Here is a 14,807-nt window from a genome sequence, read left to right as displayed (position 1 = left end):
GGCTTACTACACCCGCAAAATGAGTCAGGGAAAACGACACAATCAGGCGCTTATCGCCCTGGCGAGACGACGCTGCGACGTTCTGTTCGCCATGATGCGCGACGGGACTTTTTATACCCCGCAGGGTCATAACATGCTTGACAACTTAATAGGGGCCCCCCCCCTTCTGGCAACTGGCGCACAGTAGCGCAGACAATTTTCCGGCACTGACGGTCAGCCATTTTATTACCGCCAATCTGCTCCCGGTGATGCTGGGTAATATTATCGGCGGTGCAGTGCTGGTGAGTATGTGTTATCGGGCTATTTATTTACGTCAGGAATCCTGAAAAATCAGCCCGGCGAAACAGTTCGTCGGGCTGAAGATTATTCTTGCGCGATTTGCCCATCGGGCCAGGCGTGGATCACGGCTTTGATCAGCGTCGCCAATGGAATGGCGAAGAATACGCCCCAGAATCCCCACAAACCACCGAAGATCACCACCGATAAAATAATCACCAGCGGATGCAGGTTAACCGCTTCGGAGAACAACACCGGTACTAGCAGGTTGCCGTCCAGCGCCTGAATAATCAGATACACCGCGAAGCAGCTCCAGAATTCCGTGCCTGCGCCAAACTGGAATAGCGCCACGCCAACCACCGGAATGGTCACCACAAATGCGCCAATGTACGGAATAAGAACCGAGAAGCCGACCAGCACCGCCAGCAGCAGCGAATAGTTCAGCCCAAAGAGCAAGAACCCCAGCCAGGTGGCGATCCCCACCACGCTCATCTCCAGCACTTTGCCGCGGATATAGTTGGTGATTTGTTGATTCATCTCCTTCCACACCTGTCCTGCCAGTCCACGGTTGCGCGGCAGCACCCGACGAACGGCGTTCAGCATCTGCTCTTTGTCTTTCAGCAGGAAGAAGACCATCAATGGCACCAGCACCAGATAGACGGCAATGGTCAGCAAACCGACCAGCGAGGCGAGGGAAATTTTCACCACCGAATCGCCCATGGTCAGCATCCGACTGCGCATATTTTCGGCCATTGCATCAATAATGCCCGCGTCCATTAACGCCGGATAGCGGCGCGGCAACGTGGCGGCAAAGTCAGAAAGCTTATTGAGCATCCCCGGCATATCGCGGATTAAGTAGATGCCCTGTTGCCAGGCGATAGGCAGTACCACGAACGCCATCAGTAGCAATATACCGACAAAAACCACCAATACAATCGACGTCGCCCAGCGGCGGGAGCAGCCAATAGATTGCAGGCGCACGGTTGGCCATTCCAGCAAATAGGCCAGCACAATAGCCACCAGCAACGGAGCAAGCAGGCCACTAAAGAAAAAGATAATGCCAAATCCGGCAACTAAAATAACCAGCAAGGCAATCGCTTCCGGGTCGCTAAAACGGCGGCGATACCATTGCATCAACATTTCGAGCATAAAAACCTTCCCTGAACCTCAAGAGCGGGATTGCGATCCGCAATTGTATCGAAATGTCACAAAAAAGACTTCGCTTTTTATGACGGATTCAGGAAACTGAAAAGTCATTTGAGTGGGCTAATCTTCGCCGTTACACTCAAAGGCGGCGCGGTGGGAACGATATTTCACAGTATCGGTCAAATGACTATCTTCAGAAATACAGGATAGAGGTTATGTTCAGGCAGTTGAAAAAAAACCTAGTTGCAACCCTCATTGCTGCTATGACCATTGGTCAGGTAGCCCCGGCGTTTGCCGACAACGCAGACACCTTGCCGGATATGGGAACCTCCGCAGGAAGCACGCTTTCCATTGGTCAGGAAATGCAGATGGGCGACTATTATGTCCGCCAGCTACGCGGCAGCGCGCCGTTAATTAATGACCCGCTGTTAACGCAATATATTAATTCGCTGGGGATGCGTCTGGTTTCGCATGCCAATTCGGTTAAGACACCGTTTCATTTTTTTCTAATCAACAACGACGAAATTAACGCCTTTGCTTTCTTTGGCGGCAACGTGGTGCTGCACTCTGCCCTGTTCCGTTATTCCGATAACGAAAGTCAACTGGCTTCAGTTATGGCGCACGAAATCTCCCACCTCACCCAACGTCACCTGGCGCGAGCGATGGAAGATCAGCAGCGCAGCGCGCCGCTGACCTGGGTCGGCGCGTTAGGTTCTATTTTACTGGCGATGGCCAGTCCGCAGGCGGGGATGGCGGCGCTGACCGGTACACTGGCGGGAACGCGTCAGGGGATGATCAGTTTCACCCAGCAAAATGAACAGGAAGCGGACCGCATTGGTATTCAGGTGCTGCAACGCTCGGGATTCGATCCGCAGGCGATGCCAACCTTCCTCGAAAAATTACTCGATCAGGCGCGTTACTCCTCGCGCCCGCCGGAAATTTTATTGACTCACCCGTTGCCGGAAAGTCGTCTGGCAGATGCCCGCAACCGTGCTAATCAGATGCGACCGATGGTGGTGCAGTCGTCGGAAGATTTCTATCTGGCGAAAGCGCGCACACTGGGGATGTATAATTCCGGACGTAACCAGCTCACCAGTGATTTGCTGGATGAATGGGCGAAAGGAAACGTTCGTCAGCAACGAGCGGCGCAATATGGTCGTGCTTTACAGGCGATGGAAGCCAATAAATACGACGAGGCGCGTAAAACGCTGCAACCGTTACTGGCGGCAGAACCTGGCAACGCATGGTATCTCGATCTGGCTACCGATATCGATCTTGGGCAAAACAAAGCCAATGAGGCAATCAATCGCCTGAAAAATGCCCGTGATTTGCGCACCAATCCGGTGTTGCAGCTCAACCTGGCAAACGCTTATCTGCAAGGCGGTCAACCACAAGAAGCGGCCAATATTCTCAATCGCTACACCTTTAATAATAAAGATGACAGCAACGGCTGGGATTTACTGGCACAGGCGGAAGCCGCGCTAAATAACCGCGATCAGGAGCTGGCTGCGCGAGCAGAAGGTTATGCGCTCGCCGGACGACTCGATCAGGCCATTTCGCTGTTGAGTAGCGCCAGTTCGCAGGTGAAATTAGGCAGCCTGCAACAAGCGCGTTACGATGCGCGCATCGACCAGTTGCGCCAGCTGCAGGAACGCTTTAAGCCTTATACCAAGATGTAATTCGCATTAAAGGAAGAACAATGACCAAACAGGTAAAAATCTACCATAACCCACGCTGTTCAAAGAGCCGGGAAACGCTGAACCTGCTGAAAGAAAACGGCGTGGAGCCAGAAGTGGTACTCTACCTTGAGACACCCGCCGATGCGGCAACGCTGCGCGATTTGCTGAAAATGCTGGGGATGAATAGCGCCCGTGAATTGATGCGCCAGAAAGAGGATCTTTATAAAGAACTGAACCTGGCTGACAGTTCGCTTAGCGAAGAGGCGCTGATTCAGGCAATGGTGGATAATCCGAAGCTGATGGAGCGCCCGATTGTGGTCGCGAATGGCAAAGCGCGGATTGGTCGTCCACCGGTGCAGGTACTGGAAATCGTGGGTTAAGATGTGCTCCATCGCTAGTTGAAGCACATTGCCGGATGCGACGCTTGCCATGTCTTATCCGGCCTACGAATACTATGGATTAACTTCGCGTAGTTCGGATAAGGCGTTCGCGCCGCATCCGACAATAAACACCTTATCTACAACTTCAGAATTTCTTTCACAAACGGAATGGTCAGCTTACGTTGCGCGGTAATCGACGCACGATCCAACTGATCCAACGTCATAAATAGCGTGCGCATTTCTCTGTCGAGCCGCTTCAGCAAGAAACGCCCCACATCTTCCGGCAGTTCAAAACCACGCAAACGCGCGCGTAACTGTAGCGCCTGCAACTTATCTTCATCAGAAAGTGGCTGCAATTTGTAGATCTGCCCCCAGTCGAGTCGCGACGCGAGATCCGGTAATCCCAGATTCAACTGCCGCGGTGGACGATCGCCGGTGATCAACAACCGTGTTTTGCCCGATTCCAGAATTCGATTGTAGAGATCGAAAATCGCCATCTCCCACAACTCATCGCCTGCAATACACTCAATGTTGTCGATACAAACCAGCGACAAATGCTCCATACCGTCGAGCACTTCCGGAACAAACCAGGTGCGTTTATCCAGCGGGACATAGCCCACCGCATCGCCACGCTGCGACAATTCCGCGCAAGCCGCGTGCAGCAGATGGCTGCGCCCCGCGCCTTCGCGTGCCCAGAGATAGATGTAACCGCTATGTTCCTGACGCAGCACGTTTTGCAGCGCGGCCAGTAAAGAGGAGTTATCCCCCGGCCAGAAACTTGCAAAGGTTTCGTCGTCAGGAAGATAAAGTGGCAAAGAGAGCTGTGCCGGTGTGTTCAGAGATACCTCAACCAGGATTTCACAAAATCGCGAGAAGTTTACCACAGAATCCCATGATGTTTGAACCGGGCAGCAACACTGCCCGGTCGGTACATTATTTGTCTGTTATATCCGCCTCTTCTGCGTCCAGCACCACTTCTTCAGGGCGCAGCACACTGATCAGTTTGAAAATCAAACTTAAGCCGATACCGACGATGGTCGCCAGCGCCATACCTTTTAACTCCGCCGCGCCGATGTTTACCTTCGCGCCACTGACGCCGATGATCAAAATCACGGAAGTCAGGATCAGGTTCTGTGCTTTGTTGTAATCCACTTTCGATTCGATCAAAACACGAATACCGGAAGCACCGATGACACCATAAAGCAGCAGCGAAACGCCGCCCATCACCGGCAATGGGATCATCTGGATAGCGGCAGCCAGTTTACCGACGCAGGAAAGCAGGATAGCGAAAATCGCCGCCCCGCCGATAACCCAGGTACTGTAAACACGGGTGATCGCCATCACGCCAATGTTTTCTCCGTAAGTGGTATTTGGCGTGGAGCCAAAGAAGCCGGAGATCACGGTCGACAGGCCGTTAGCAAACATCGAACGGTGCAGACCTGGATCGCGCAGCAGATCTTTTTTGACGATATTAGCCGTTACTACCAGGTGCCCTACGTGTTCGGCAATAACCACTAACGCCGCTGGCAGAATAGTCAGAATGGCAAACCACTCGAAGCGCGGCGTATAGAGGGTTGGCAGCGCAAACCAGTGAGCATTAATAATCGGCGTGGTATCGACAATTCCCATTGCGAAAGAGAGCGCGTAGCCCACCAGCACGCCAATTAAAATCGGGATAATTGCCAGGAAACCACGAAACAGCACGGAACCTAAAACCGTGACCGCCAGGGTGGTAATAGAGATGATGATGGTTTTGGAGTCTGGAGTTTGCCCTTCAGCCGGGAGTAAACCCGCCATACCGGCAGCTACGCCCGCCAGCTCCAGACCGATGACGGCAACGATTGCGCCCATTGCCGCAGGTGGAAACAGCACGTCCAGCCAGCCGGTCCCCGCTTTCTTCACGATAAAAGAAACCAGGCAGAACAGCACGCCGCACATAATAAAGCCGCCCAGCGCGACTTCATACCCTAACGGCAACAGTAACAATACCGGTGAAATAAAGGCAAAGCTGGAACCAAGATAAGCCGGAATTTTCCCTTTACAGATGAAGAGATACAGCAGCGTTCCAATACCGTTAAATAACAGTACAGTCGCCGGGTTAATATGAAATAAGACGGGCACCAGGACGGTTGCACCAAACATGGCGAACAAATGTTGCAAACTAAGCGGGATTGTCTGTAAAAGTGGCGGTCTTTCACTCACCCCGATAGCACGGCGCGTCATAGTATTATCCTCTGTATTATGTGTTATAGGCGCTTTACTCAAAAAAAAGCCGACTCTTAAAGTCGGCTTTAATTATTTTTATTCTTTATTTCGTACCAAAGATTTTGTCACCGGCATCGCCGAGGCCCGGAATAATGTATCCGTGCTCGTTCAGTCCCTGATCAATCGATGCGGTATACAGTTCGACGTCCGGGTGCGCTTTTTCCAGCGCAGCGATACCTTCTGGCGCAGCGACCAGCACCAGAACTTTGATGCTGCTGCAGCCCGCTTTTTTCAGCAGGTCGATGGTCGCGATAACGGAACCACCGGTTGCCAGCATTGGGTCAACGATCAGCGCCATACGCTCATCGATGTTAGAAACCAGTTTCTGGAAGTACGGTACCGGCTCCAGCGTTTCTTCATTACGGTACATACCGACAACGCTGATGCGCGCGCTCGGAACATTTTCCAGCACACCGTCCATCATACCAAGACCCGCACGCAGAATTGGCACAACGGTAATTTTCTTACCTTTGATCTGGTCGATTTCTACCGGGCCGTTCCAGCCTTCGATAGTTACTTTTTCCGTTTCGAGGTCGGCGGTCGCTTCGTAAGTCAGCAGGCTACCCACTTCGGAAGCGAGTTCGCGAAAGCGCTTGGTGCTGATATCTTGCTCACGCATCAGTCCCAGCTTGTGTTTGACGAGTGGGTGTTTGACTTCCACGATCTTCATACTCTTTCTCCTTTGAGGGGCAGCCACAAAAAAATCGACGGATTATACCTCCTTTCTTCAAGGCGGCAATATTCTTTTCGTTGACTTTAGTCAAAATGATAACGATTTGAGATAAAGTTACTTTATATTCAAATGGTTATGAAAGAAGATCATTCCATCCGAAAACTAACCTTTGCCCTGGCACAAGTCTTCTTTCGCCGCGCGTCTGGGGAAAAGACGTGCAAAAAGGTTGTGCAAAGCAGTCTCGCAAACGTTTGCTTTCCCTGTTAGAATTGCGCCGAATTTTATTTTTCTACCGCAAGTAACGCGTGGGGACCCAAGCAGTGACCGATAAAACCTCTCTTAGCTACAAAGATGCCGGTGTTGATATTGACGCGGGTAATGCTCTGGTTGGAAGAATCAAAGGCGTAGTGAAGAAAACGCGTCGTCCGGAAGTGATGGGCGGTCTGGGCGGCTTCGGTGCGCTGTGTGCATTGCCGCAAAAATATCGTGAACCCGTGCTGGTTTCCGGCACTGACGGCGTAGGTACCAAGCTGCGTCTGGCAATGGACTTAAAACGTCACGACACCATTGGTATTGATCTGGTCGCCATGTGCGTTAATGACCTGGTGGTGCAAGGTGCAGAACCGCTGTTTTTCCTCGACTATTACGCAACCGGAAAACTGGATGTTGATACCACTTCAGCGGTGATCAGCGGCATCGCGGAAGGTTGTCTGCAATCGGGCTGTTCACTGGTGGGTGGCGAAACGGCAGAAATGCCGGGGATGTATCACGGTGAAGATTACGATGTCGCGGGTTTCTGCGTGGGCGTGGTAGAAAAATCAGAAATCATCGACGGCTCTAAAGTCAGCGACGGCGATGTTCTGATTGCACTCGGTTCCAGCGGTCCGCACTCGAACGGCTATTCGCTGGTGCGCAAAATTCTTGAAGTCAGCGGTTGTGATCCGCAAACCACCGAACTTGATGGTAAGCCATTAGCCGATCATCTGCTGGCACCGACCCGCATTTACGTGAAGTCAGTGCTGGAGTTGATTGAAAAGGTCGATGTGCATGCCATTGCGCACCTGACCGGCGGCGGCTTCTGGGAAAACATTCCACGCGTATTGCCAGATAATACTCAGGCAGTGATTGATGAATCTTCCTGGCAGTGGCCGGAAGTGTTCAACTGGCTGCAAACGGCAGGTAACGTTGAGCGCCATGAAATGTATCGCACCTTCAACTGCGGCGTCGGGATGATTATTGCCCTGCCTGCTCCGGAAGTGGACAAAGCCCTCGCCCTGCTCAATGCCAACGGTGAAAACGCGTGGAAAATCGGTATCATCAAAGCCTCTGATTCCGAACAACGCGTGGTTATCGAATAATGAATATTGTGGTGCTTATTTCCGGTAACGGAAGTAATTTACAGGCAATTATTGACGCCTGTAAAACCAACAAAATTAAAGGCACCGTACGGGCAGTTTTCAGCAATAAGGCCGACGCGTTCGGCCTTGAACGCGCCCGCCAGGCGGGTATTGCAACGCATACGCTCATCGCCAGCGCGTTTGACAGTCGTGAAGCCTATGACCGGGAGTTGATTCATGAAATCGACATGTACGCACCCGATGTGGTCGTGCTGGCTGGTTTTATGCGCATTCTCAGCCCGGCGTTTGTCTCCCACTATGCCGGGCGTTTGCTGAACATTCACCCTTCTCTGCTGCCGAAATATCCCGGATTACACACCCATCGTCAGGCGCTGGAAAATGGCGATGAAGAGCACGGTACATCGGTGCATTTCGTCACCGATGAACTGGACGGTGGCCCGGTTATTTTACAGGCGAAAGTCCCGGTATTTGCTGGTGATACGGAAGATGACGTCACCGCCCGCGTGCAAACCCAGGAACACGCTATTTATCCACTGGTGATTAGCTGGTTTGCCGATGGTCGTCTGAAAATGCACGAAAACGCCGCGTGGCTGGATGGTCAACGTCTGCCGCCGCAGGGCTACGCTGCCGACGAGTAATGCCCCCGTAGTTAAAGCGCCAGCTCTGCCGCTGGCGTTTTTCAATTCATCTGTAAATCGCAAGCTCCAGCAGTTTTTTTCCCCTTTTCTGGCATAGTTGGACATCTGCCAATATTGCTCGCCATAATATCCAGGCAGTGTCCCGTGAATAAAACGGAGTAAAAGTGGTAATGGGTCAGGAAAAGCTATACATCGAAAAAGAGCTCAGTTGGTTATCGTTCAATGAACGCGTGCTTCAGGAAGCGGCGGACAAATCTAACCCGCTGATTGAAAGGATGCGTTTCCTGGGGATCTATTCCAATAACCTTGATGAGTTCTATAAAGTCCGCTTCGCTGAACTGAAGCGACGCATCATTATTAGCGAAGAACAAGGCTCCAACTCTCATTCCCGCCATTTACTGAGCAAAATTCAGTCCCGGGTGCTGAAAGCCGATCAGGAATTCGACGGCCTCTACAACGAGCTATTGCTGGAGATGGCGCGCAACCAGATCTTCCTGATTAATGAACGCCAGCTCTCCGTCAATCAACAAAACTGGCTTCGTCATTATTTTAAGCAGTATCTGCGTCAGCACATTACGCCGATTTTAATCAATCCTGACACTGACTTAGTGCAGTTCCTGAAGGATGATTACACCTATCTGGCGGTGGAAATTATCCGTGGAGACACCATCCGTTACGCGCTGCTGGAGATCCCATCAGATAAAGTGCCGCGCTTTGTGAATTTACCGCCAGAAGCGCCGCGTCGACGCAAGCCGATGATTCTTCTGGATAACATTCTGCGTTACTGCCTTGATGATATTTTCAAAGGCTTCTTTGATTATGACGCGCTGAATGCCTATTCAATGAAGATGACCCGCGATGCTGAATACGATTTAGTGCATGAGATGGAAGCCAGCCTGATGGAGTTGATGTCTTCCAGTCTCAAGCAGCGTTTAACTGCTGAGCCGGTGCGTTTTGTTTATCAGCGCGATATGCCCAATGCGCTGGTTGAAGTGTTACGCGAAAAACTGACTATTTCCCGCTACGACTCCATCGTCCCCGGCGGTCGTTATCATAATTTTAAAGACTTTATTAATTTCCCCAATGTCGGCAAAGCCAATCTGGTGAACAAACCACTGCCGCGTTTACGCCACATTTGGTTTGATAAAGCCCAGTTCCGCAATGGTTTTGATGCCATTCGCGAACACGATGTGTTGCTCTATTATCCTTATCACACCTTTGAGCATGTGCTGGAACTGCTGCGTCAGGCTTCGTTCGACCCGAGCGTACTGGCGATTAAAATTAACATTTACCGCGTGGCGAAAGATTCACGCATCATCGACTCGATGATCCACGCCGCACATAACGGTAAGAAAGTCACTGTGGTGGTTGAGTTACAGGCGCGTTTCGACGAAGAAGCCAACATTCACTGGGCGAAGCGCCTGACCGAAGCAGGCGTGCACGTTATCTTCTCTGCGCCGGGGCTGAAAATTCACGCCAAACTGTTCCTGATTTCACGTAAAGAAAACGGTGAAGTGGTCCGTTACGCACACATCGGGACCGGGAACTTTAACGAAAAAACCGCGCGTCTTTATACTGACTATTCGTTGCTGACCGCAGATGCGCGTATCACCAACGAAGTACGGCGGGTATTTAACTTTATTGAAAACCCATACCGCCCAGTGACATTTGATTATTTAATGGTGTCACCGCAAAACTCTCGCCGTCTGTTATATGAAATGGTAGACCGCGAAATCGCCAACGCGCAGCAAGGGCTGCCCAGTGGTATCACCCTGAAGCTAAATAACCTTGTCGATAAAGGCCTGGTTGATCGTCTGTATGCGGCCTCCAGCTCCGGCGTACCGGTTAATCTGCTGGTTCGCGGAATGTGTTCGCTGATCCCCAATCTGGAAGGCATTAGCGACAACATTCGTGCCATCAGTATTGTTGACCGTTACCTTGAACATGACCGGGTTTATATTTTTGAAAATGGCGGCGATAAAAAGGTCTACCTTTCTTCCGCCGACTGGATGACGCGCAATATTGATTATCGTATTGAAGTGGCGACACCGCTGCTCGATCCGCACCTGAAGCAGCGGGTGCTGGACATCATCGACATATTGTTCAGCGATACGGTCAAAGCACGTTATATCGATAAAGAACTCAGTAATCGCTACGTTCCCCGCGGCAATCGCCGCAAAGTACGGGCGCAGTTGGCGATTTACGACTACATCAAATCACTCGAACAACCTGAATAACCCTATGCCAATACACGATAAATCCCCTCGTCCGCAGGAGTTTGCTGCGGTCGATCTTGGTTCAAACAGTTTTCACATGGTCATAGCCCGTGTGGTAGATGGTGCCATGCAGATTATTGGCCGCCTGAAACAGCGAGTGCATCTGGCGGACGGCCTGGGGCCAGATAATATGTTGAGTGAAGAGGCAATGACGCGCGGTTTGAACTGTCTGTCGCTGTTTGCCGAACGGCTACAAGGGTTTTCTCCTGCCAGCGTCTGTATAGTCGGCACCCATACGCTGCGTCAGGCGCTGAACGCCACTGACTTTCTGAAACGCGTGGAAAAGGTCATTCCCTACCCGATTGAAATTATTTCCGGTAATGAAGAAGCCCGTCTGATTTTTATGGGCGTGGAACATACCCAACCGGAGAAAGGTCGCAAACTGGTTATTGATATTGGCGGCGGATCTACGGAACTGGTGATTGGTGAAAATTTCGAACCGATTCTCGTTGAAAGCCGCCGGATGGGTTGTGTCAGCTTTGCCCAGCTTTACTTCCCTGGCGGGGTCATCAATAAAGAGAATTTTCAGCGCGCTCGTATGGCGGCAGCACAAAAACTGGAAACTTTAACCTGGCAATTCCGTATTCAGGGCTGGAACGTGGCAATGGGCGCTTCCGGTACCATAAAAGCCGCCCATGAAGTGTTAATGGAAATGGGCGAGAAAGACGGGATAATTACCCCGGAGCGTCTGGAAAAACTGGTAAAAGAAGTTTTACGTCACCGTAATTTCGCATCGCTGAGTTTACCGGGTCTTTCCGAAGAGCGGAAAACAGTCTTCGTTCCTGGACTGGCGATTTTATGCGGTGTGTTTGATGCTTTAGCCATCCGTGAACTGCGCCTTTCTGACGGGGCGTTACGCGAAGGCGTACTGTACGAAATGGAAGGACGTTTCCGTCATCAGGATGTGCGTAGTCGCACCGCCAGCAGCCTCGCCAACCAGTATCACATCGACAGCGAACAGGCCCGACGGGTGCTGGATACCACTATGCAAATGTACGAACAGTGGCGGGAACAGCAACCGAAGCTGGCGCATCCGCAACTGGAGGCGCTACTGCGATGGGCCGCCATGCTGCATGAGGTCGGGTTGAATATCAACCACAGCGGTTTGCATCGCCACTCCGCTTATATTCTGCAAAACAGTGACTTGCCGGGTTTTAATCAGGAACAGCAGCTGATGATGGCGACACTGGTGCGCTATCACCGCAAAGCGATTAAACTCGACGATCTGCCGCGCTTTACCTTGTTTAAGAAGAAACAGTTCCTGCCACTGATTCAGCTATTGCGCCTTGGCGTATTACTCAACAATCAACGTCAGGCAACCACCACACCGCCAACATTGACACTGATTACTGATGACAGTCACTGGACACTGCGTTTCCCGCATGACTGGTTTAGTCAGAATGCGTTGGTACTGCTTGATCTGGAAAAGGAGCAAGAATACTGGGAAGGCGTGGCTGGCTGGCGGTTGAAAATTGAAGAAGAAAGTACACCTGAAATCGCCGCTTAATGCTTTGCGGGCCGACGAGAAATGTCGGCCCGCATTATTCAGGCACTTTCGCGAATGGGTTCGATTTCATTCAACGTATCAATTAACGGCTACGGCTTACCAATAAGATAACCCTGCATATAATCGATCCCCAAAGAGAGCACCGCCTCGCGGATCTCTTCGTTTTCAACGTACTCTGCCACTACCCGCATTTTCTTCATTCGCGCCAGGTGGCAAATCGATGCCACTATCTGATAATCCAGACTATTTGACACAATATTGCGGATAAAACTGCCGTCAATTTTAAGCAGATCGGCATTCACATTTTTAAGCCGTGCATAGCTGGCGTAGCCGGTGCCGAAATCATCAATCGCAATCTGGCAGCCTAATTCCTGAAGATGCTGCAAGGTGATTTGCGCCTGCTTAACATTGGTCAGAGCATTACTTTCGGTGACTTCAAAAATAAGTTGCCACGCTTCAATCTGATATTTAGCCAGCAACTGACTGACTTCAAAAGGAAAACGAGCCTGACATACCGAGGTTGGAGACAGATTAATAGCAAAACGGTGAGCGGGCATCTTCGCTCTGTTTTCAGCCATAAATTGCAGCGTATGCTCAATGACCCACATGTCGATACTCGACGATAAACCAAATTCGTGCGCGACCGGCAAGAAACTATCGGGGCTGATCAGTTCATCATTCTCACCTTTCATGCGCAGAAGAATTTCATGGTAAACATCACCACGCATACCGGTAATCGGCTGGGCCATCAGGAAAAAATGGTTGTGTTCCAGCGCCTGCTGTAGTCGATTCATCATCGCGACTTTATCTTTCAATTCGCGTTGCAATACATTGCCCCGCGACGCTGCATATTTTCCGGGGCGTTGGTCACGATGGAAAGTTCGGCGACCGTATTTAGCTCTCCCAGCAGCAGGTAGATATGATTCACTGGCGAGCGCACATAGCAGTAACTGACGCCAATCTGCGGTTGCATCGGCATGCCATCCCAAAAGAAACGAAATTGCTTGAGATGGCTATCCAGTGCGGTAATGCGCTCCTGGTGCGATTCTGTATTCAGTCGCAGCGCGAGATCGTTACCCGAAAGCTGATAAACATCTTCACCCGGTTCCAGCAAGGGTGACAGCCAGTGAGAAAGTTTTTGCTTGTATTGAATCCGCAGCATGATGCCATAGTTCTTAACCAGCATTTCCATGCCAGGGATGCGTAAATAACAAAGCGCAGACCAGGGGGCATCACGCAACGCGCGATTCAGGGCGCGAACATTTGGCAGATGAACCACCGGGTCCACATACGCAAGCCGCTGAATGCGTCTGACTACCGCTCTCTGACGGGTTGCCAGTACAGCCATATAATTGACAATAAAAGAGAATACCAGATAACTGGAGGAGGTTATGGTCAGCTGCGTGGTATAGCCAGGATAAATGGGAATGTAATTTTGATAGCTGTGGATGCTGATCATCAACACGACCGCCCAGAGCAGAGAAATCAGCTTATAACCATAGCGCATCGCTCCCCACATCATCAGGGGCAGCAATAATGACAAGGTATAATTGGTGCTAAAAATTGTGCTTTTTTCATTTAACGGCATGCATAACAGCAACAATAAAGCACCTAATGCCAGTAGCCAGAGCGCGAACTCTTTTTTGGTGACTTTGGCATCAACCTGCTGTTTTAATTGCGAATAATAGCTACGTAAATCAAATGGATTTCGCACTACCCGAATGATGAAGTAGCACAGCGGGACACCGATCAGATTACCCACCAGTAAGACCTGATAATTGATTAAAGTCCCGAGGTTAAAAGGCATGACACCGACCAGATTTTCTCTGCTCGCCAGTAATCCTACAAATGCAGCAAACTGGAAAAGTATCAGAAACAGCGTTGCAGGAAACACAATCTGCCAGAATATACGCTGGGAAATTAAACGGGTATCACCATGTGAAACGTTGTTACGCCGGGGAGTAAAGACCCTGTAACCGCCCCAACAGAGAATGATAATGATAATAAAATTAGCCGTTAATGATAGCGTTTCGTAAAAACCCAGCTCTGCATATTTGCGGACAAAAATCCCTAAGGCGATCCCTGGCAATGCCGCCCAGCTGAAAAACATCATCATGCTGATCATCAGTGCCAGAGGCAGATAAAAGAGAAAAACCTCACCGGAAGAAATATGCGCGAAAGTATTAATGTGGGCGAAAATGGGCAAGATTAAAAAAGGCAGAAACAGCGGAAGCCCCCACCATTTATCACGTATTTTTATATAAGTTGCATTCAGTTTCATAGATGCTCAGCAGGGTAATGACTCCAACTTACTGATAGTGTTTTATGTTCAGATAATGCCCGATGACCTTGTCATGCAGCTCCACCGATTTTGAGAACGACAGTGACTTCCGTCCCAGCCTTGCCAGATGTTGTCTCAGATTCAGATTATGTCGCTCAATGCGCTGAGTGTAACGCTTGCTGATAACGTGCAGCTTTCCCTTCAGGCGTGATTCATACAGCGGCCAGCCATCCGTCATCCATACCACGACCTCAAAGGCCGACAGCAGGCTCAGAAGACGCTCCAGTGTGGCCAGAGTGCGTTCACCGAAGACGTGCGCCACAACCGT

Annotated in this window: 10 protein-coding genes and 4 pseudogenes; 8 read left to right on the top strand and 6 right to left on the bottom strand. The window is 50.7% G+C overall.

All coding sequences use genetic code 11. From position 1 onward, the window contains the following. Positions 1–187 (top strand): annotated as a pseudogene (locus tag BGK49_RS23850) (hypothetical protein); the annotation flags it as partial. Then, a pseudogene (locus BGK49_RS28725) lies at positions 156–326 on the top strand (formate/nitrite transporter family protein); the annotation flags it as partial. The pseudogenes BGK49_RS23850 and BGK49_RS28725, both read left to right, overlap by 32 nt. Positions 327–363: 37 nt before the next feature. On the opposite strand, the gene BGK49_RS23845 reads toward BGK49_RS28725, so the two are convergent. Then, the gene (locus BGK49_RS23845) at positions 364–1,425 is read right to left on the bottom strand and encodes an AI-2E family transporter (protein WP_000892046.1); all 1,062 of its coding nucleotides are present in this window, start codon (positions 1,423–1,425) and stop codon (positions 364–366) included. Between the two features lie 212 nt (positions 1,426–1,637). Here BGK49_RS23845 and bepA point away from each other — a divergent pair, with 212 nt between their 5' ends. Further along, a complete protein-coding gene (gene bepA / locus BGK49_RS23840; RefSeq protein WP_000489639.1) occupies positions 1,638–3,101 on the top strand; it encodes a beta-barrel assembly-enhancing protease in 1,464 nt (487 codons plus the stop codon). A gap of 20 nt (positions 3,102–3,121) precedes the next feature. Beyond that, positions 3,122–3,481 carry an arsenate reductase (glutaredoxin) gene (gene arsC / locus BGK49_RS23835; RefSeq protein WP_069375837.1) on the top strand — a complete coding sequence of 120 codons (360 nt, stop codon included), beginning with the start codon at positions 3,122–3,124 and terminating at the stop codon, positions 3,479–3,481. A 137-nt stretch (positions 3,482–3,618) separates the two neighbouring features. Here arsC and BGK49_RS23830 read toward each other — a convergent pair whose 3' ends face one another. From BGK49_RS23830 to upp, 3 genes are all read right to left on the bottom strand, one after another. Beyond that, complete coding sequence (locus tag BGK49_RS23830; RefSeq protein ID WP_001307333.1) at positions 3,619–4,320, bottom strand: DnaA inactivator Hda; 702 nt, start codon at positions 4,318–4,320, stop codon at positions 3,619–3,621. A gap of 94 nt (positions 4,321–4,414) precedes the next feature. Beyond that, entirely contained in the window at positions 4,415–5,704 is a 1,290-nt protein-coding gene (gene uraA / locus BGK49_RS23825) for a uracil permease (RefSeq protein ID WP_005026368.1), read from the bottom strand. Positions 5,705–5,789: 85 nt separating this feature from the next. Then, on the bottom strand, positions 5,790–6,416 hold the full coding sequence (gene upp, locus BGK49_RS23820) for a uracil phosphoribosyltransferase (protein WP_001295473.1): 627 nt from the start codon (positions 6,414–6,416) through the stop codon (positions 5,790–5,792). Positions 6,417–6,739: 323 nt separating this feature from the next. On the opposite strand from upp, the gene purM reads away from it, so the two are divergent. The 4 genes from purM (at position 6,740) to ppx (ending at position 12,198) form a co-directional block, all read left to right on the top strand. Continuing rightward, positions 6,740–7,777 carry a phosphoribosylformylglycinamidine cyclo-ligase gene (gene purM, locus BGK49_RS23815; RefSeq protein WP_005043501.1) on the top strand — a complete coding sequence of 346 codons (1,038 nt, stop codon included), beginning with the start codon at positions 6,740–6,742 and terminating at the stop codon, positions 7,775–7,777. Then, complete coding sequence (gene purN, locus BGK49_RS23810; RefSeq protein ID WP_001028618.1) at positions 7,777–8,415, top strand: phosphoribosylglycinamide formyltransferase; 639 nt, start codon at positions 7,777–7,779, stop codon at positions 8,413–8,415. Before purM ends, purN begins: the two co-directional genes overlap by 1 nt. Before the next feature lie 170 nt (positions 8,416–8,585). Next, positions 8,586–10,652, top strand: a complete 2,067-nt coding sequence (gene ppk1, locus BGK49_RS23805) for a polyphosphate kinase 1 (RefSeq protein ID WP_000529584.1) — start codon at positions 8,586–8,588, stop codon at positions 10,650–10,652. Positions 10,653–10,656: 4 nt separating this feature from the next. Next, entirely contained in the window at positions 10,657–12,198 is a 1,542-nt protein-coding gene (gene ppx / locus BGK49_RS23800; RefSeq protein ID WP_001121370.1) for an exopolyphosphatase, read from the top strand. An 89-nt stretch (positions 12,199–12,287) separates the two neighbouring features. Here ppx and pdeF read toward each other — a convergent pair. Both pdeF and BGK49_RS23790 read right to left on the bottom strand, forming a co-directional pair. Further along, positions 12,288–14,479, bottom strand: a pseudogene (pdeF, locus tag BGK49_RS23795) (cyclic-guanylate-specific phosphodiesterase PdeF). Between the two features lie 28 nt (positions 14,480–14,507). Then, a pseudogene (locus tag BGK49_RS23790) lies at positions 14,508–14,807 on the bottom strand (IS1-like element IS1X2 family transposase); the annotation flags it as partial.

It is taken from the genome of Shigella sp. FC1544, from assembly GCF_001722145.1.
In the GTDB taxonomy this organism is placed as follows: Bacteria; Pseudomonadota; Gammaproteobacteria; order Enterobacterales; family Enterobacteriaceae; genus Escherichia; species Escherichia coli.
This window is presented reverse-complemented; position numbering and strand designations above follow the sequence as displayed.